Annotated in this window: 17 protein-coding genes and 1 other RNA gene; 15 read left to right on the top strand and 3 right to left on the bottom strand. The window is 38.7% G+C overall.

Annotated features, from left to right (window positions below):
- Window positions 1–71: 71 nt before the first annotated feature.
- From ACFP65_RS08175 to ACFP65_RS08155, 5 genes are all read left to right on the top strand, one after another.
- Entirely contained in the window at window positions 72–374 is a 303-nt protein-coding gene (locus tag ACFP65_RS08175; protein WP_379917547.1) for a hypothetical protein, read from the top strand.
- Between the two features lie 46 nt (window positions 375–420).
- A complete protein-coding gene (locus ACFP65_RS08170) occupies window positions 421–924 on the top strand; it encodes a phage holin family protein (protein ID WP_379917545.1) in 504 nt (167 codons plus the stop codon).
- Between the two features lies 1 nt (window position 925).
- A complete protein-coding gene (locus tag ACFP65_RS08165; RefSeq protein ID WP_379917543.1) occupies window positions 926–2080 on the top strand; it encodes a hypothetical protein in 1155 nt (384 codons plus the stop codon).
- Window positions 2081–2196: 116 nt separating this feature from the next.
- Entirely contained in the window at window positions 2197–2997 is an 801-nt protein-coding gene (locus ACFP65_RS08160) for a DUF5677 domain-containing protein (protein ID WP_379917541.1), read from the top strand.
- 72 nt (window positions 2998–3069) lie between these two features.
- On the top strand, window positions 3070–3336 hold the full coding sequence (locus ACFP65_RS08155; RefSeq protein WP_379917539.1) for a hypothetical protein: 267 nt from the start codon (window positions 3070–3072) through the stop codon (window positions 3334–3336).
- A gap of 188 nt (window positions 3337–3524) precedes the next feature.
- On the opposite strand, the gene ssrA is transcribed toward ACFP65_RS08155, so the two are convergent.
- Window positions 3525–3892, bottom strand: a transfer-messenger RNA (tmRNA) gene (gene ssrA, locus ACFP65_RS08150).
- 165 nt (window positions 3893–4057) lie between these two features.
- Here ssrA and ACFP65_RS08145 point away from each other — a divergent pair.
- The gene (locus ACFP65_RS08145) at window positions 4058–4795 is read left to right on the top strand and encodes an NAD-dependent protein deacylase (RefSeq protein WP_379917537.1); all 738 of its coding nucleotides are present in this window, start codon (window positions 4058–4060) and stop codon (window positions 4793–4795) included.
- 54 nt (window positions 4796–4849) lie between these two features.
- Here the strand turns inward: ACFP65_RS08145 and ACFP65_RS08140 are convergent, their stop codons facing one another.
- The gene (locus ACFP65_RS08140) at window positions 4850–5206 is read right to left on the bottom strand and encodes a hypothetical protein (protein WP_379917535.1); all 357 of its coding nucleotides are present in this window, start codon (window positions 5204–5206) and stop codon (window positions 4850–4852) included.
- 539 nt (window positions 5207–5745) lie between these two features.
- On the opposite strand from ACFP65_RS08140, the gene ACFP65_RS08135 reads away from it, so the two are divergent.
- The 8 genes from ACFP65_RS08135 (at window position 5746) to ACFP65_RS08100 (ending at window position 15694) form a co-directional block, all read left to right on the top strand.
- Window positions 5746–6975 (top strand): M20 metallopeptidase family protein, encoded by a 1230-nt coding sequence (locus ACFP65_RS08135; protein WP_379917534.1) that lies wholly within the window; start codon window positions 5746–5748, stop codon window positions 6973–6975.
- Between the two features lie 42 nt (window positions 6976–7017).
- Window positions 7018–8202, top strand: coding sequence for an amidohydrolase (locus tag ACFP65_RS08130; protein WP_379917532.1), 1185 nt, complete (start codon window positions 7018–7020; stop codon window positions 8200–8202).
- 45 nt (window positions 8203–8247) lie between these two features.
- Window positions 8248–9198 (top strand): ABC transporter permease, encoded by a 951-nt coding sequence (locus ACFP65_RS08125; protein ID WP_379917531.1) that lies wholly within the window; start codon window positions 8248–8250, stop codon window positions 9196–9198.
- Between the two features lie 13 nt (window positions 9199–9211).
- The gene (locus tag ACFP65_RS08120; RefSeq protein ID WP_379917529.1) at window positions 9212–10168 is read left to right on the top strand and encodes an ABC transporter permease; all 957 of its coding nucleotides are present in this window, start codon (window positions 9212–9214) and stop codon (window positions 10166–10168) included.
- 124 nt (window positions 10169–10292) lie between these two features.
- The gene (locus tag ACFP65_RS08115; RefSeq protein ID WP_379917527.1) at window positions 10293–11975 is read left to right on the top strand and encodes an ABC transporter substrate-binding protein; all 1683 of its coding nucleotides are present in this window, start codon (window positions 10293–10295) and stop codon (window positions 11973–11975) included.
- Window positions 11976–12063: 88 nt separating this feature from the next.
- A complete protein-coding gene (locus tag ACFP65_RS08110; RefSeq protein ID WP_379917525.1) occupies window positions 12064–13158 on the top strand; it encodes an ABC transporter ATP-binding protein in 1095 nt (364 codons plus the stop codon).
- The gene (locus ACFP65_RS08105; protein ID WP_379917523.1) at window positions 13142–14122 is read left to right on the top strand and encodes an ABC transporter ATP-binding protein; all 981 of its coding nucleotides are present in this window, start codon (window positions 13142–13144) and stop codon (window positions 14120–14122) included. The genes ACFP65_RS08110 and ACFP65_RS08105 overlap by 17 nt, the downstream gene beginning before the upstream one ends.
- Window positions 14123–14326: 204 nt before the next feature.
- Window positions 14327–15694: a M20/M25/M40 family metallo-hydrolase gene (locus ACFP65_RS08100; protein ID WP_379917521.1), complete on the top strand. Its 1368-nt coding sequence runs from the start codon at window positions 14327–14329 to the stop codon at window positions 15692–15694.
- 45 nt (window positions 15695–15739) lie between these two features.
- Here the strand turns inward: ACFP65_RS08100 and ACFP65_RS08095 are convergent, their stop codons facing one another.
- Window positions 15740–17017, bottom strand: coding sequence for an MFS transporter (locus tag ACFP65_RS08095; RefSeq protein ID WP_379917851.1), 1278 nt, complete (start codon window positions 17015–17017; stop codon window positions 15740–15742).
- 576 nt (window positions 17018–17593) lie between these two features.
- On the opposite strand from ACFP65_RS08095, the gene ACFP65_RS08090 reads away from it, so the two are divergent.
- A complete protein-coding gene (locus ACFP65_RS08090; RefSeq protein ID WP_379917519.1) occupies window positions 17594–19306 on the top strand; it encodes a Na/Pi cotransporter family protein in 1713 nt (570 codons plus the stop codon).
- Window positions 19307–19353 lie beyond the last annotated feature (47 nt).

Genomic DNA, 19353 nt, shown 5'->3' with positions numbered 1-19353 from the left:
CCCTCGGTGGTCCCTATTTATAGTATAGTAAATACTGTTAAATAAAATATGTTATTTAAAGAGGGATTGAAGTGAGGCAAACTATAACTACCGCAACTATCATTCGAGATGAAAATGACAAGATATCTAGTATTAAGGTCTTCGTTAAAGGAGAAAAAACCGATAAATCTTACGAAATCAAAATTGGAGGCCAATTTATGTTAGAGTCTCCACATGAAAGGTTCGAAGGTTTGAGACATCGAATGGTGAGAGTTGAAGGGTTCGAAGAAATACCATCTGGTTATTGCATCAGAGTGTTTCACATAGAAGCTCAAAAAGAACTGACTGTTGGACTAGAAGAACTGAAAAGTATTTTTAAATGGAGTAGCCAATAGCGGCTGCTCTTTTTCTTTACACAAAATTATAGAAAAGAGGAAACCCGTGTTGATACTAGAATATTCAGATATCACAGGACAAGTTGTACAAATTTATAAGAATGGATTCATGCACGCGCTAATCTGGTGCGTGTTTTTTGATATCCTCACAGGGTTATTAAAGTCATTCAAGACAGGGGAAACGAGCTCAACCGTAAGTTTGTTTGGTATTGCCAAACATGCCTTAGTCGTACTTTTGATGTTCGTTTTAAACGTCTATTTGCCACTATTCGGCTTTGCTACCTATGCCCAAGGATTTACACTATGGATGATCATAACATACTTGATAAGTCTCACAGAAAATTGGGGACACTTGGGTTTGCCATTGCCTGATGTAGTCAGAAATTCATTGATTAAGTTGAAGAAAACGACGGAGAACAAAATTCATATTGATGCAGATGTAATGAAAATTGAAGGTAATAATGAAGAGACAGAAAAACGTGTGACGGATATTGAAAATTCGTTAAATAATAATACACCTGAGCAACTACAAAATAAGGAGGAAAAATAACATGACTAAACAAACAATCTTATTTATTGCAGGACACGGAAGAAGAAAGAACGGTACTTTTGATCCAGGAGCAACTGGGTTAATCGCTAAAGGCGAGCATAAATATATGAAAGAGGATCTCTTTCCAGCCATGAAGAAACAACTACCTAAAGGGGCTAATGTTGTTTTCTTCTCCGACTATAACGTTCTCTCACATGGTAATCTGGAACAGTTAGCCAAGTCTTATGGTCCAAATACAATCGTGATTGAAATGCATTATGATGCTGGAATGGCTGCTGCGCGTGGTGGACATGTCATTGTATGGCATGAATTTAAAGCTGATTCAATTGACTTGAGCTTAGTAAAAGCGATTAAGAGTCGAGTTCCGATTCGCTATTCCCACAAAGGTGATTTAGGTATCAGCGGTCGTAACTTAGGTAACGCTCGTATTGCTGCGAATAAAGGTATCAACTACCGTTTGGTAGAATTGGCTTTTGGTACGAGTTCACACGATGTCCTTGAAATGGTTCAGAATACGGATCTATTCGCTAAGGCGTTGCTTGAATCTGTATTGAATACTAAGCTAGATAAAGTGAATGTACCTGTTGAAGTTAAACCAATTAATCCAGAAGTTGTTCAACGTGAGCGTTCTATTGAACAGATGGCCACAGAAGTAATCAGTGGAGATCATGGTGACGGTCATAAAAATCGTCAAGAATCACTCGGTCTTACAGATGCGATGTATCAACAAGTGCGAGATCGTGTAAATGAAAGAACGCTAGGTACGAAGTTATCACCAAAACCAGTAAGCAAAACAATTAACCAAATGGCGCAAGAGATTCGAGAAGGAAAACACGGTGATGGTCATATCAACCGTCAGAATTCACTTAAAATTAGCGCTACAGAATATGAAAAAGTTAGAGCACGAGTAAATGAGTTAGAAGGTGTTAAAACTGCTCAAAAAGCTCAGGCGCCTGTAGCGATAAAAGTAGGGGATAAAGTCACCGCTAGTCAACTATACGGAACAAGTACTGCAGAGAGTCCAGCACGTAAATCGTCAATCACTGGATACGTAAATAAAATCGATAACGGTTGGAGAAATCCTTATCGCTTAGTTAAAACAAAGGGTAAGCAAGACTATCTTGGATTTGCTCGATTAGGTAACCTTAGCAAATAGTTTTAAACTAGTCGAAATCGACCAGTTATCAAAAGTAAGTAAGCCCTCGTCCTTAATTGGATTAGGGCTTTTTTTTGTATGTAATTAAGTTTATAATCCAAAGTAGGAGGTTGTAAATGTTAATATCAATAAGAGAAGTATATAAGTACGAAAAAATTCTAAAAAGTTGTTCTAATAAAATAGATGACGACTTCACGCGCACGTTCATTGAAAGTCAGATTCAAATATTACTTGAGAAACTTAGGGTTTACATAGAATCAATTAAAAAGAAAAGAGTGAATTCATCCAGAACATTAATTAGACCTATTTTAGAAAGTGTTGCAGACACACTTTATATACTCGAAGAAGAAGACAAAATTAATTTGAAATGTTATACATATAACGTTTGGCATACACAAAAGTTTATGTATAACATTACGAAAATTAATAAAGATGGTCAGATTATTGAACCAAAAGAATTGGAGAAAGCTATAAATGAGTTAATGTTAGATTTTAAACTGGGTGACAATTTCGATATGCTCAATGAATTTATAACAATGGAAAGAAACTATCTATTTAAAGGAAAGAATCGCAGGAATTGGTTTAACTTAGAAAACAAGTATGAAAACACAGATACATTTCTAATAAGCCAAGTAACTCCTTTAGGTTTATATTTGTACAATTTTTATTCAGAATACGTACATGGAAAAGACATCTTTTTTAGACTTGGAAAGGTAAAGTACGAAATAAATTACCAAGATATCATAGCTCAAATGGTGATATTGAATAGTCTTGGAGATATTTTTTACAGGCTAGTTAAAGTAACTGATACCTACGAAGAGTGTGCCAACGATATTAATGCATTAATTGCCTATAATAAAAGCTTAGAAAAGAAAAAAGAGAATGTACTGAGAAAGATCAATTATCAGGATAATTAAGTGAATAGACAAAAAGGAGAGTAACTTAATGAGTGCCTCCATTTGCTGGTATATATTGAAAGGAGAAAGGACATGTTCAAACCAAGATATGAAATAGGAGCTGCTGATTACGAAGAAATAGAAGTAGAACTTGCCGATATTATTGATGAAAAAGGCAACTTAGAAATAGTAGCTTATTATAAGGTAGTAGATGAGAAAATCATATACTATGACTTTCAATTTCCTGAAGATGATTTAGTGGGTGGGAAAGCACATAAAATGACCGCTTATGAATTAGGGGGAATCCTACAAAAACAAAGTGGGTACTTATACTTTGGAAGTGAGCAGCAAGATTTATAATACAGAGCCTGAAATACATAAGTTAATTTTTAGTTTAGACTTTACCACGGTGGGGTCTTTTGCATTTGAAACGACTCCCCTTTTGACTCCCCCTAACTAAAATTTCTACCTTCTCATAGCATAAACAAAAGAAGAGAAATGCCGGTTTATCGGCATTTCTCTTCTTTATTCTTCCTATACGGATGTTTTGATGGAGCTGAGGGGAGTCGAACCCCTGTCCAGACACATTGGCACTCAAGCATCTACGATCATAGTTATGCTATTAAGATTTCGCTTTACATTAGCCGCCTAACAGGCATCATGTATCGCTAGTCTGATAATCTCTTCTAATTCTTCCAGACGGAAAGAATTAGCGTATCCCACTTAATTATAGGACCCAAACGTGACACGTGGGTGATACCAGTTCGGATCACGCTAGCTACTTTTACGCAGCTAAAGCGTATGTGTTATTATTATTGTTTGCAGTTATATTTAACTGTGACGTTGGTATGCAGTCTCGTCACCTGCAGAACGCAACTCAAGCTCAATCTATGCCTGTCGAATCCGTAACAACCCCAATATAGAAAACAAAAACAAATGATAACGAATTGCTATCATTTCTAGATATATTATAGCATATCATCGATGGAAATGAAAGTCTGTTCGCTTATAATCTACTACAAGTGTCTTTCGTAAATTTAGTTGGTATAATAAACAGACACGTTTCAGAGAGGTGTTTATTATGGAAAGAACAGAAATCGAACAGTTAAAATCTTATATAGAAGAAGCTCAGATTATTGCCTTTTTTGGAGGTGCTGGAGTTTCTACAGAAAGTGGCCTACCAGATTATCGTTCAAAAGATGGAAGATACACAGAGCTTGAAAAGAAAGAACTTGATCCTAAAAAAATCATGAGCCGAAAGTACCTCATGGAACATCCAGAAGCTTTTTTCAACCGACCTCGTAACAAAAGGTTGGAACCTACCCCAAATGATGCACACAAAGTGTTGGCTGAAATGGAGAAAGCCGGTAAAGACATTCGCGTGATCACTCAAAACGTGGATGGACTTCATCAAAAGGCTGGGCATCGATTTGTTTTAGAGCTTCATGGGCATAACCGAACTTGGTATTGTATGGAATGTTCAAGAGTGTACCAGCCTCAAGAAGTACAAAAAGATGGACGGAATATTCCAAGGTGTCCAATAGAGAATGGAATCGTCAGACCATCTGTCGTCTTGTTTGGTGAAAATCCCAACAAAGAGATCGTTGAAAAAAGTAAAGCCACAATCAAAGCGGCAGATTTACTGATTATAGCGGGAACCTCTTTGAGTGTGAATCCAGCTCGCAACTATATTCATCAATTCAAGGGCAAGCACGTTGTCGTCATTAATAATGAGGAAATCAATACAGGAAATCTTGAGATTGATTTATTTATAGAAGGTAAAGTTGGCAAAACACTTGCGGCAGTAAGAGAAAGTTAAAAAACACGCTCCGCTTAGTATAGAATTGATATTCTATCTAAGTAGAGCGTGTTTTTATTTTTTGTTCATAATAGTCTTGGAGTCCTCATCGGAATCATATTGATAGTGCTCATACATTTGAGCCAGCAGCATAGGATCAGAGCTGATCTTAGCTAACAAGTCAGCGGACGCTTGCACTGATTGTTCTTTTCTCTCAGAAACAGCTGTATCGTCGTTCTCACCTGGTACAGTCAGACCATCCAATACATCATGAAATTCTTGTAAAAATTGTTTGAACCCTAAGCTGTCATCTAGCAGGATCGATTTAACAGCCTGGTTTTTGTGATGAAGATAAACGAGATAATCATCTGTCGACATACCTAAAGTACTTGCATAAGCAATTATTTCTTGAAATTCCTTATCGTTTCTCATTCAATTCATCCTCTACCAATTAAGTATGTGCTAAAACAAAAATATGATTCTTATAAATATAAATAAATAATCACTTTACAATAATAATCTATGAGAGAGACTATGTAAACAAAATCACTACATAAGTCATAAAACTGTAAAACGAAATAAGAATCATGACTACCGGTCAACTTAAATTAAAATTAGATAAGGGAATAGGATGACTAATTATCCAACAAATTGTATAAATATTGATCATCTTAAATCTGAATTAAATAAAATGAATATTTAGATAAAAGACAAGAAAGTAAAAATACTCGTAATACAAGGAATTCCCTTTAGTTAAAAGACATATTTCTGTCACAAAATAATGTAATCGATCCCAAAACCTTTAATAGCAAAGATGAATATTATAGATTGTGTTATATTAGAATATATACTTTTATTTACTGATAATTCATATTGACAATCTAATGTTTAAAAGATAAGATTTGAAAAACATTATAAAAATGTGTAATTACTAATTTAAGGTATTGCAGAGATGAAGGAGAGAATTGTGCATGAGTTATAGTAAATGGGAAGAAGCTTTGACTGCTAATTATGAAACGACTGTTTCATGGCGACGTTATTTACATGAACATCCTGAACCTTCTTTCGAAGAATATGAAACGAGAAAATATATTATAGAAACATTAAAATCTTTTGGATATGAAGAAATTGAAGAAAATATTGGTGGCGGAGGAATTGCTGCTTATCTTCGAGGGGCTGAAGATGGACCAACGATTGGCTTTCGAGCAGACTTCGATGCCTTAAGAATCCAAGAAGCAACAAATTTAGAGTTCGCTTCAAAGAATCCTGGTGTCATGCATGCATGTGGGCATGATGGACATACCGCAACGCTACTCAGTGTGGCAAAGGTATTGAAAGAAGAACAAGCAGAACTTTCAGGAACGGTTAAGTTCATCTTCCAACATGCAGAAGAAGTTTTACCAGGTGGTGGGAAAGCGATGATAGACGCCGGCGTATTGGAAGATGTGGATTATGTCTACGGACTTCATTTAAGATCACCGCTTGAATATGGGAAAGTCACTTATTGTTCAGGTTATGCCATGGCGGCTCCGGATTTCTTTGAAATCAATATCCAAGGAAAAGGCGGACATGCAGCGCACCCAGATACCACAGTAGATTCTGTTGTTGTCGCTTCTCATGTAGTAAACCAACTACAAACGATTATCAGTCGTAAAAAAGACCCCACTAAATCAGGAGTTCTGACGGTTTCTACTTTAAAAGCGGGAGATGGCGCGCATAACGTGATTTCAGACAAAGCACTTATTAAAGGAACCGTTCGAACCTTTGCACCAGAAGTTAGAGATATGATAGAAGAAAAAATCGGTACAATGACTCAGCATATCTGTGAAGCGCACGACGCAACTTGTGAGGTCACCTATACACGAGGCTATCCGGCGCTTTACAATCATGAAAAAGAAACAGAGTTGATTGCAGAGATTTTCAAAAATCAGTTTGGAGAAGAGACAGTGGAATCAACACCGCTTAGAATGGGCGGAGAGGACTTTGCTTACTTCCTTCAAGAAAAACCAGGCTCATTCTTCTTTGTGAACTCAGGTAATGAAGAAAAAGGCATTTCTTACCCACATCATCATCCAAAATTTGATTTTGACGAACGGGCATTATTACTTGGAGGAAAATGTTTCTTATCTATTGTAGAACATTATTTATTGAAAAAAGAAACCAGTAACGCTAAAGAGTCTGTAACAGTGGAAACTTATTAAACACTAGTAAATGATCAGTAATAAACGAGAAGGAGATGGATCATGGCCTACGAGACATGGACAGAAGAATTAAAACAGAATTTTGATGAAACAGTCAGCTGGAGAAGACATTTACATGAGCATCCGGAACCTTCTTTTGAAGAGAAAGAAACAGCTCAGTATATTCTAGAGCGATTACAATCATTTGGGATAAAAGATATCCAGACAAATGTAGGAAATGGATATGGTATCGTAGCAAAAATTCAAGGCGGTCATCCAGGGCCAACAATTGCATTAAGAGCAGACTTTGATGCATTAAGAATTCATGAAGAATCGAATGTACCATTCAAATCAAAAAATGCCGGCATCATGCATGCTTGTGGACATGATGGGCATACAGCTTCCTTACTCAGTGTAGCAAAAGTCATTTCGAATCATGCTGATGAATTACATGGAAATGTTGTTTTACTGCATCAGCACGCTGAAGAAGTTTTACCAGGTGGGGCTAAATCGATGGTTGAAGCGGGGGCGCTAAAAGAAGTCGATTACGTATTTGGTATTCACTTAGATTCAATGGAAGAACTTGGAAAAGTTTTCTATAATTATAGTTTTGGATCAGCAAACTCGGACACGTTCAAGATGAAGGTTCAGGGAAAAGGTGGCCACGGTGCTGCACCGCATGATACGCACGATGCCTTAACGATTGGGACACAAATCGTCACAGGTCTACAGCAAGTCGTCAGTCGATTAACGGATCCCGTCAAACCAGCAGTGCTGACCTTTGCAGGATTTGAAGCGGGAGGAGAAGCGTACAATATTATAGCTGACTCAGCTGAAATCAACGGTACCGTTCGAACGATGCACGGTGACATTCAAGATCTGATGGAAAGTAAATTGAAATCAATCAGTACACATATTGCGGAAGCATTCGATGCTACGTTAGATATCGACTATGAAAGAGGGTATCCATCGATTCAAAACGACGCGGTAGAAGTCGAGAAACTAAAAAATCGCTTTTTGACCGTGTTCAATGATTCTGAGGTGGAAGAAGTCGAAGGGGCAATGGGGGGAGAAGATTTCGCTTATTTCTTGAAAGAGAAACCAGGGGCTTTCCTAAGAGTAGGTGCGAAACATCCAGACGACGCGTCACCTTATCCGCATCATCATCCGAAATTCGTTATACATGAAGAATCCTTACTGCGTTCGGGGGAAGTGTTCTTATCCATTATTGATGAGTATTTAGGATAGACACAGCAGAGAGAGGATTCATTGAACTAAAAGGGGGAGAAAATGATGCAAAAATTTATTTTGAAGCGACTGCTGACAGCTATTCCAGTATTGCTGATGATTTCCATTGCAGCATATATGATGGTTAATTTAACACCAGGAAATCCAGCAGAACTATTTGTTTCACCAGATGCCACAGCGGAGCAAATCGCAGCGACTGAACGTGCACTTGGACTAGATCAGCCAGTACCTGTCCAGTATGTTCGTTGGTTAGGAAGAGCTTTGAGACTAGATCTCGGCAATTCATTCTCAACACGTTATCCAGTGTTACCAATTATTGTCTCAAGACTTTTTCCAACAGTTGTGCTTATGGGATCCACGCTACTATTCTCATATATTGTAGCCATCCCACTTGGAATCTTGAGTGCTAGAAAACAAGGCTCTTGGATTGACAATTTATTGACCAGTAGTTCTTTTATAGGTGTATCGATTCCGAACTTTTTCTTAGGTCTAGGATTGATTTATATCTTTTCTGTTCGATTAGGTTGGTTACCGACGGGTGGCATGTCCGAACTAGGGGGAGAGGGTGGATTCTTTGAAGTCTTACGTCACCTTGTACTACCAGTGATCGTTCTATCTGCCTTTTACATCGCGAATATGGCTCGCTATATGCGGTCGACCATGATTGAAGTTTATGGGGAAAACTACATGAGAACCGCAACAGCTAAGGGGTTAGCATCCAAAACGATCTTAACAAAACACGGACTTAGAAATGCATTGATTCCAGTTGTAACAATCATTGGAACTGATTTACCAAGACTGGTTGGGGGCGCAATTGTTACAGAACAGATTTTCCAGTGGCCTGGGATTGGTCGTTTAACGATCACGGCGATTCAGCAAAGAGATTATCCCATTCTGATGGCGGTCACGATGTTATCCGCAATCGTCGTACTTGTTGCGAATCTTCTGGTTGATGTCTTGTACGCTGTTGTTGATCCACGGATTAAATACAACTAAAGGGGGAAGAAAAATGGCTCAAAACGTAGGTAGAAATACACCAGCGGACTCACTGTTTCATTTAGTAGAGGATAGTGAACGTGCTCACTTCCCTGGAGTTGCAGCGGAACAAGTCGTTTCAGATGGGGATAGTTATGTTAAGACAATTGCCAAACGGTTTTTCAAAAACAAAGTAGCCGTTGTCAGTTTAGGTGTCTTCATTATCATGATCCTAGTCGCAGTATTCGCAAATCAGATCGCACCACATCCAAGAGATGCGTCTGTAGGACTATTTAGAGCAGCACCTTATGAAAACTTCTTTCTAGGAACAGATGATACAGGAAGAGATGTATTGTCAAGGTTGATTCATGGGACGCGAGTCTCTATGATCGTAGGGCTTTGCTCGGTTGCCATTTATGTTGTCATCGGAACAACGCTTGGTTTAGTTTCAGGCTATTTCGGTGGATTTATTGATGCAGTGATCATGCGAATTACAGAAGCCTTTATGTCTTTCCCGTTTTTCCTAGTTATTTTAACATTAGTCTCTCTTTTGGGATCGGGTATCTGGGTCGTAACGATTGTACTTGGAGCACTCAGCTGGCCTCCATTATGTAGGTTAGTCAGAGGGCAGGTGCTAAGGCTTAAAGGACAAGATTTTGTACTAGCGGCTGAAGCGACAGGGTATTCGACTTTTGGTATTTTATTTGTTCATATCCTACCGAATGTACTTTCGCCGATTTTAGTTAATGCAACGTTTGGGATTGCAACAGCAATCTTGACGGAAGCTTCACTAAGTTTCTTGGGTGTGGGTGTTAGACCGCCGCAACCAAGCTGGGGGAATATTCTTTCTCAGGCTCAATCTATTAGAGTATTGACCGCTGAACCGTGGAGGTGGGTTCCAGCCGGTATCCTGATCTTTATCGCTGTACTATCAATCAACTTTATCGGAGAAGGGTTGAGAGAAGCGATTGAAGGGGAAAATAAAGGATAAGTGAGTTTTCAATAAAAGCTTTAAAAGATTTCATGAAAAATGATTCAAGTAGAAGGTCTTGTCAATTTTAGGGGGACTAAAAGAGATGTTCTACGAAAGAATATAGTCATAAGGGGAGATTTTCATGTCAAATTGGAAAACAAGATTAAAGTATGGGACAACGATTTTTGCTTCAACATTGGTACTAGCAGCGTGTGGAGATTCAGCTGTTCCAGGACCAGATGATGTAGCTCAAGGTGAAACTGACGGAGAAAATGATGGGGAAGGCGCAGTACCACAAGCTGAAGAGGGCGATACAAGTACATTGATGGTTGGGTTAACAAACGCACCAGATAGTTTCAATCCTTTTTACGCACCAGGTGTTAGTGGTAAATGGATCCAACGATTCATGTATGACAGTTTACTTGTGATGCCAGAAGCAGACTCATGGGACAACGCCCTAGCATCCAAATTTGACACAACAGATAATCAAACATTTGAAATTGAACTCAATGAAGAAGCGAACTGGACAGATGGCGAACCGGTTACGGCAGATGATGTAGCGTTCACGCTTAATGCTATTGCGAACCCAGAGATCGAAACATCACTAGGAACAAGAATCGCTATGATTGAAGGAACAGATGATTCTGGTATTTTAGAAGAAGGTGCGGAATCATTATCTGGTGTAGAAGTAACGGGAGACAAATCCCTAACGATTACGACTAAAACACCTGTTGATTTGGCGTTAATTCAAGAATTTGTAGGCTTCGATGTATTGATTGCGCCTGAACATATCTTTGGAGAAATGGAACCAACGGAGATTTCAAACTCTGAAGCTGCAACACAACCTTCAGTCTTCAGTGGACCATATAAATTCGTTGAATATGACAACGATAACTATGTTCAGTTAGAAGCAAATCCTGATTACTACAGAGGCGCTCCGAAAATTGAGACGATCTATGGACGTATCATGAACGGAACAGCGCTCGTAACAGAATTCCAAGCTGGAAATCTTCACATGGCTGCAGGTGGCGGTATCGGTATGGTACCGATTCAAGATGTTTCATTACTAGAAGATATCGAAGGTCTGGAAGTCGTTGAGAACCCTAGTTTTAACGGTCAATATATGATCATTAATAATGATGTATTCCCAGATCCGGAAGTCCGTAGAGCCTTTATTCATGCGTTCGATCGTCAACTGACAGTCGATAATCTACTGGAAGGTCGCGGGGAAGTCTTGTCTAGTATGTACACATCAGCTAGTCCGTATAATTCTGATGATATCCAACCACTAGAATACAATCCGGAATTAGCGAAAGAAATGCTAGAAGACGCTGGCTTTGACTTTAGCCAAACCTTGAGACTAGGTGTCCCAACGGGGAATGCAATCAGAGAACAAAATGCTAACTTAATCCAACAATGGTTGAGTGATATTGACGTACAAGTTGAGATCCAACAATATGATTTCCCAACTTGGCTACAAGTAGCACAAGACCTTGATTATGATATTGGTATGATGGGATATGGTCATACAGTAGATCCGAACGTTGCGACATATGTCCAAACAGGTGCTACATCTAATAATTCAGCCCTTGCTGATCCTAAGATTGATGAGCTACTTGAAAGAGGAAACGAAGGCACAAGCTTTGAAGAAAGATTCCCAATTTATGAAGAATTACAACAATATATGCAAGATCAAGCTGTAATCGTTCCACTATATTCTGATTCTCAATTCTCAGTTCAAGTCGATTACTTGAACGGTGGAATCAATAAATACTGGGCAGGATCGCTTCATGATGTTCATGAATGGTCATTAGATCCTCAATAAAAAGTTATTGCAAAGTAGGAGTCGATGAAGAGTGTGCGACTGCACGCTCTTTATTGATAGCTCAAAAGGAAGATAGAGGTGTGAAGATATGGATAACACAAATGTGCTGGAAGTAAAGAACTTGGCCATTTCTTTTAAAACGTTTGAAGGTAAAGTCCAAGCTGTTCGAGGAGTGGATTTTGAACTAAAAAAAGGCGAAACGCTAGCAATTGTTGGCGAATCGGGTTCCGGAAAATCGGTATCAACAAAAGCAATCAATCGCTTGTTGCCTAAAAAGAATTCCATTATCGAGAGTGGCCAGATCTTATTCGAAGACAAGGATCTACTGACGATTTCAGATAAAGAAATGCAGAAGATTCGTGGAAATGACATCGCCATGATCTTCCAAGATCCAATGACCTCTTTGAATCCGACAATGCAAGTTGGTAGACAAATTGCTGAGCCGATGGTTAAACATCAAGGATTAACAAAAGAACAAGCTACTGAAAAAGCCATTGAATTAATGCAAATGGTCGGTATTAAGAATCCTAAGCAAACACATAAACATTACCCTCACCAGTTCTCAGGGGGAATGAGACAGCGGGTTATGATTGCAATTTCCTTAGCGTGTGAACCAAAGATTTTGATTGCGGATGAACCGACGACAGCTTTGGATGTGACCATTCAAGCACAGATTCTGAACCTTATGAATAATTTGAAAAAAGACTTAGAAACCTCTATCGTTTTTATTACACACGATTTAGGGGTCGTAGCGCAGATGGCAGATCGTGTAGCGGTTATGTATGCAGGTCAAATTGTTGAAATCGGAACAGCAGACGAAATTTTTTATAATCCAATGCATCCGTATACTTGGGGGTTGTTGGCCTCTATGCCGACCCTGGATATCCATCAAACGGATCTCTACAATATCCCGGGATCACCACCCAATTTGCTAGATCCACCTAAAGGAGACGCTTTTGCTTCAAGAAACGAATTCGCATTAGCAGTCGATTTTGAGCAAGAGCCTGAGATGTTCAAAGTCACAGATACGCATTTCGCCAAAACTTGGCTACTGCATCCAAAAGCGCCGAGTGTGACGCCGCCTGCGGAAGTGGTCAGGCGTAAGCAGAAATATGAACAATTATTTGGTGAAAAGAAGGTAAGAATTCAGTCAGGAGGTGAGGTCGTTGGTAGCAGAGGTTGAACAAAAAAAATCAATCGTTGAAATTACAGGTTTTAAACAGTATTTCAATGCGGGAAAGAAAAGTGAAGTCAGAGCAGTCAACGATGTCAGCTTCAATATCTATGAAGGGGAAACGTTTGGTCTAGTTGGAGAATCGGGTAGTGGAAAGTCGACGACTGGTAGAGCGCTTATCAAATTAGGAGAGTTCACGGGTGGACAAATTCTATATAAAGGTCAAGACATTTCTAAAATTCGCGGACGTAAAAAGTTGCTTGATTTCAGAAAATCGATGCAAATGATTTTTCAAGATCCATACGCTTCATTGAACCCAAGAATCACAGTGAAAGATATTATCGGAGGCGCTTTGAAAGTCCATGGGATTTACAAAAATAGTAAAGAGCGTACGGAAAGGGTTTATGAATTACTAGAAGCAGTGGGATTAAGCAAGGAGTTTGCGAACCGTTACCCTAAGGAATTTTCTGGTGGGCAATGTCAACGTGTTGGGATTGCGCGTGCATTAGCAGTAGAACCGGATTTTATTATTGCTGATGAGGCTATTTCAGCACTGGATGTATCGATTCAAGCTCAGGTAATCAATTTGTTGAAAGAGTTGAAAAAAGAAAACAATTTAACGTATCTGTTTATTGCACATGACTTGTCGATGGTTAAATATATCAGCGACCGTATTGGTGTCATGAATAGTGGACGGATGCTTGAAGTAGCAGAGGCAGACGAGTTGTACATGGCTCCGCTACATCCTTATACGGAGTCTCTACTCTCCGCTATACCAACGCCAGATCCAGAGAATGAGCGAAATCGTGTTAGAACAGAGTATGATCCGAAATACCATCAATACGATGATTTAACAAAAGTTGGTTTGCATGAGATTGCTCCAGAGCACTACATTTATTGCCATGAAAATGAAATAGAGGTCTACAGAAAAAAACGAGAAAGACTGTTACGTGAAGGTCAGAAATATGCTTAGGATGATTTAATACGAGCTCGAAATCCAAAGACTGTTTTCAAGTATGAACCCACTGATCTTAAGATATTTTAAAACAGTGGCCAGACTTGATGCAGTCTTTTTTTAGGACGAAATCAAATACTGAACAGAAAACCTCTACTAAAAAATGTAAGATAAACGAGAACTTAAACAGAAACTAATGGATGAAAGAAGGCAGAAGAGTAGATGAATGCACTAGAAGAGAAATTACAGAGTGTAATCGATAGTAGAATGGATGAATTTTTTGATTATTTAAGATTGGATTCTGTTTCCACACAAGACAGAAAAATACCAGAAACAGTCGCTTACGTTAAAGAAATGCTTGAAAAGACAGGAGGAGAAGTCCAAGTACTAGATGATTTAGGTGGAAATCCTGTTGTATATGGTTATTTCCCAGCTGGTAAAAAAGGGAATAGTGAAAAGACACTGTTGTTTTACAATCATTATGATGTTCAACCAGAAGATCCAATCGACGAATGGGATAGTGCACCATTTGAACCTACAGTAAAGGACGGTATTCTTTATTGTCGAGGTGTGGCGGACAATAAAGCGAATCTGATGGTTCGCTTAAATGCCATTCAAGCATTGCTGGATACGGATGAAGGCTTATCTTGTAATATCAAGTTCCTTATTGAAGGAGAAGAAGAAAACGGGAGTCCGTCCCTTGGAGCCTACTTAGAAAAATATGCAAATTTATTTAAAAGTGATGCGTGTATCTGGGAATTTGGTGGAAAAGATGAAGAAGAAAACTATGTGATTGAAGCAGGAATCAAAGGAATGGCGTATTTTGATTTGTTCGTGGAAAGTGCAGACGTAGATATTCATTCTTCTATTGGTGCAGTCGTGGATAATGCTGCTTGGAGACTGACGCAAGCGCTAGCTAGCTTAAGATCTGCAGATAACCAAGTACTCGTTGAAGGATTTTACGAAGATATCATTCCACCGACAGACTTTGAAAAAGAAGTGGTCGCACGAAAACCATTTGATGAAGAAAAAACACAGAAAGTTTATGGCTTGAAACATCCACTGATCACTAAAGACTTAGACTGGACGCCAAATGAAGCCTTAGCGTTTTATCCTACGATGACGATTTGTGGTATGATCTCAGGCTACACTGGACCAGGATCAAAAACGGTCTTACCGAGGGCAGCATCCGCAAAACTAGATTGCCGAATCGTGCCAGGACAGGATCCGGAAAAAATCCACGAATTGATTCGTAAGCATCTAGATAAACACGGCTTTGAAGATGTACGATTAGACTTGATCAAAGCTCAAAAAGCCTTTCGTTCAGACTTAACAAATGATTTTGTGGATGTGGTTGTTGACTCTGCTAAGAAAGCTTACGGAGCAGGAACAGAAATTGTTTTATCTCCTAATAACGCTGGAACAGGACCCATGTACAATTTCGACAAGTATTTACACCTTCCAGTATTAAGCAGCGGATGCGGTTGGGCGAATTCTAGAGCACATGCACCCAATGAATCTGTAAGACTCAAAGACTTTTTTGAGGGAACAGCGCATATGGCTTATCTACTTCAAAACTTTGGAAAATAACCACAAAAAAAGTGTCTCTTTTGAGAGGCACTTTTTTTGTGGAAATCAAATGATTGAAGACAACTCATCTACAGCAGTGGTTGTGTCTTCTTCAGGGACCTTGGTTAAGATGAAGAATCCGATAAAGAATAGTAAAATGAGACTAAAAACCCCGTAATTGGATTTTCCGGTTAGCTGAGTAATCGTTGCGACCATTGTGGGACCAATAATAGAAGCAAATCGGCCAAAAATGTCATAGAGCCCAAAAAACTCATTAGCCTTATGGTTAGGGATAATCCGTCCAAAATAAGCACGGCTTAAGGCTTGTATACCACCCTGAGAAGTCGCAATCAGCATCGCTAGTATCCAGAAGTCGACCAAAGTGGACATAAAGAATGCGTAGGTACATACACCAATATATACGACGATCGCTACATAAATCATCGTTTTACCAGGAAAACGGTCAGCAAGTCGACCATATAATATAGCAAATGGTGCAGCGACGATCTGAACAACGAACAATACGATAAGCAAGTCAGTCGCTTGCAAACCTAGATCTGTTCCATAAGCCGTAGACATTGAGATGATCGTTCCCACACCATCAATATAAAACATATAAGCAATCAAAAATAAAAAGGCTGCACGGTACTGCTTTAGTTGACGGAAGGTACTAAAAAGACGCTTAAAACTGTGCTTAACGAGCTTGGGTTGTCTTTCGATCCCGTGGATTTGATGAACATTTTTCAGCATCGGTAAACTAAACACAGTCCACCAAAGAGCTGTCAGTATAAATGCGAAGCGAGTTGCGCTGATCGTAGAAAAAGGTAATACACCATTTTGAGACAAGAGTATAATGCCGATACTGATCGAAAAAGGAATGCTGCTCCCGATGTAACCCAAGCTGAAACCTCTGGAAGAAACGCGATTCATACGTTCTGGCTTTGTAATATCAACTAGAAATCCATCATAGAATACATTTGATCCAGCCATTCCAATCGAGGCTACGGCATATCCGATTAATAAAACCAACCAAGAAGTGTCAGGAATAAAAGCGAGACTGAGCGTTCCTAGAACGCCGAGTGCAAAAAACGTGAAGAAAAATTTCTTTTTGAAACCTTTGACATCAGCCATTGTTCCAAGAAGCGGTGATAGTACTGCGATAATCAGAGTAAAGATAGAGATGGTGTATCCAAGATAGGCAGTAGAGTTTCCGGTCGACACACCAGACAGTTCAGCTGCGCTACTATAGTAGATAGGGAAAATAGCGGTTGTTACGATAATCGAAAAGGCCGATTCCGCCCAATCATAAAACATCCAACTATGTTCAGTTTTCGTATAAGTCATCTTCAAAATTATCACACTCCCTTGAGTATAGTTGAATTTATTTTATCAAATAAGTCAGAAAGATAGACAAAATCAATCAATAATTATCCTAAAGTTTACAATTGAGAAGTGGGTTTCATCTTTTTAAAAGAGGTAAAAGCATTTAATAAAATAGAACGGACTACCTTAATGAAAGACTTTTGATAGATAAAAAATTCAATTGTTAACTTTATGTGAACGTTATGTAAAGAATGATTGGATAGACAACTTTAGGGACGAACGAAGTCTATAGAAATGTAAGCGGAACACTGTTGGTGGATTGAAGTTTATGCCGAACTATTCTAACTATATACATAAAAGAATTCGGTTATGACGCAAAGGTCTCAAAAATCGGCTTAAAAGACCATCGTTATCATGTTCAAATACAAAGGGTATAAAATAAAAATCTTCTAATTTGTAAATTTAGTGTTCATTTATTGTAAAGATACATTTAAGATAAGAATGGAAACTCTGAATTCGAAAGTAATAGGTGTTCGATATTACTTCAAGTTATCCATCACTAAAGTACGTAATACATCTAATGGAGGAGTAAAAAAAGTGGATATACAACAAATCATTTTTCAGTTCGTTGGTGGACTAGGCATTTTCCTTTTCGGTTTGAAATATATGGGAGACGGTCTTCAACGATCCGCTGGAGATAATTTGCGAGATATTTTAAACAAGTTTACATCTACGCCATTTCGAGCGGTGCTCGCGGGAATCGTCGTAACGGTATTGATTCAAAGTAGTAGTGGGACAACCGTACTGACCGTAGGACTTGTTAGCGCCGGGTTTATGAAACTCAAACAAGCAATTGGAATTATTATGGGTGCTAATATCGGAACGACGATCACGGCATTTATTATCGGATTTGATATAGGTGGGTATGCTTTACCTATACTGGCTGTAGGAGCCATGTTGTTATTCTTCTTTAAACGTCCATTTGTGAATAGTATGGGACAAGTCGTTTTTGGCTTCGGAGCTCTATTCTACGGACTTGAGTTGATGGGGGAAGGACTAGCGCCGCTTGAAGATCTTCAAGTCTTTACGGATGCAATGGTCACACTATCAAACAACCCGATTCTCGGTGTAATCTCAGGAACTTTATTCACCTTTATGCTTCAAAGTTCTTCTGCAACAATTGGGATTTTACAAGAACTTTATAGCCACGGAAGTATCACGCTTGAAGCAGCTCTGCCCGTTTTATTCGGAAGTAATATCGGAACAACCATCACAGCGATTCTTGCAGCAATAGGGGCAAGTGTGGCAGCAAAACGTACATCAGCTTCTCACGTGATATTCAACATATTAGGAACTGTCATCATTTTGTTACTGTTGAGTCCATTTACAAGCCTTGTGAGCTTTTTATCTGTACAGTTCGGGCTAAATGCGCCTATGCAGATTGCCTTTGCGCATGGTATGTTTAATGTCTTTAACGTACTAGTACAAATGTGGTTCATTAGTCAAATTGCTGCTATTGTTACAAAAATCGTACCTGGAGACGATGCGTTGATCGAATACGATTCTTCGCATTTGGATTATTCTCTTATTCAGACAGCACCATCCATTGCTTTGAATCAAGCTAAACTCGAAATTGAGCAGATGGGTGAATTTGTAGTAGAAGAATTCAACTCAATGTTCAAGTATTATAAAAAACAAGACGAAAAAAGTAGGACAGATACACTCCAATTAGAAGAAGTCGTCAATAAAATCGATGTTCACTTAACAGAGTATTTAATGTTGATCTCAGTAGAAGATCTTCCGTTACAAAACTCAGCAGAACATGCACAACTCGTTGATGTGACAAAATATCTGGAACGAATCGGTGATCACTCTGAAAATATTATTAAAAATATTCAAGAAGCTGTAAAAGCAAACAAAAAGCATAACAAAAATTACAACAAAGAAGATAAAGTCTTTTTCGACGAAGACCTTGTCAGATTGTTTGAGCTAGTAGAACAAAATATCAAAGAAGCGATCACGTCATTTTCAACAGACAACTATTCTTTAGCAGGAAAAGTACTGAAACGTGAAAAAGAAGTCAATAAGCTAGAAGATGATATTCGTAGTAAATTTATTGAACGCCTGAACAAAGGTATTGGCTTACCATCAGACGGAATTTTATTTGTCGATATTGTTTCTAACCTTGAGCGAATGTCTGACCACTCGACTAAAATTGTTAAACATACTCTAGGTATGCGTTATCCATTCCAAAAACAATCAAAAGTACCAAAACATGGTTACGTCAAAGAAGTAACAGAGAGTTCTTAAAATTTTTTCAAAAAAACAGTCTTGTCTTTGGTCATTACGACTAGAGA

Source organism: Marinilactibacillus sp. GCM10026970, assembly GCF_042660675.1.
In the GTDB taxonomy this organism is placed as follows: Bacteria; Bacillota; Bacilli; order Lactobacillales; family Carnobacteriaceae_A; genus Marinilactibacillus.
The sequence above is the reverse complement of the archived record's forward strand: the minus strand, read 5'-3'. Positions and strand labels throughout refer to the sequence as shown.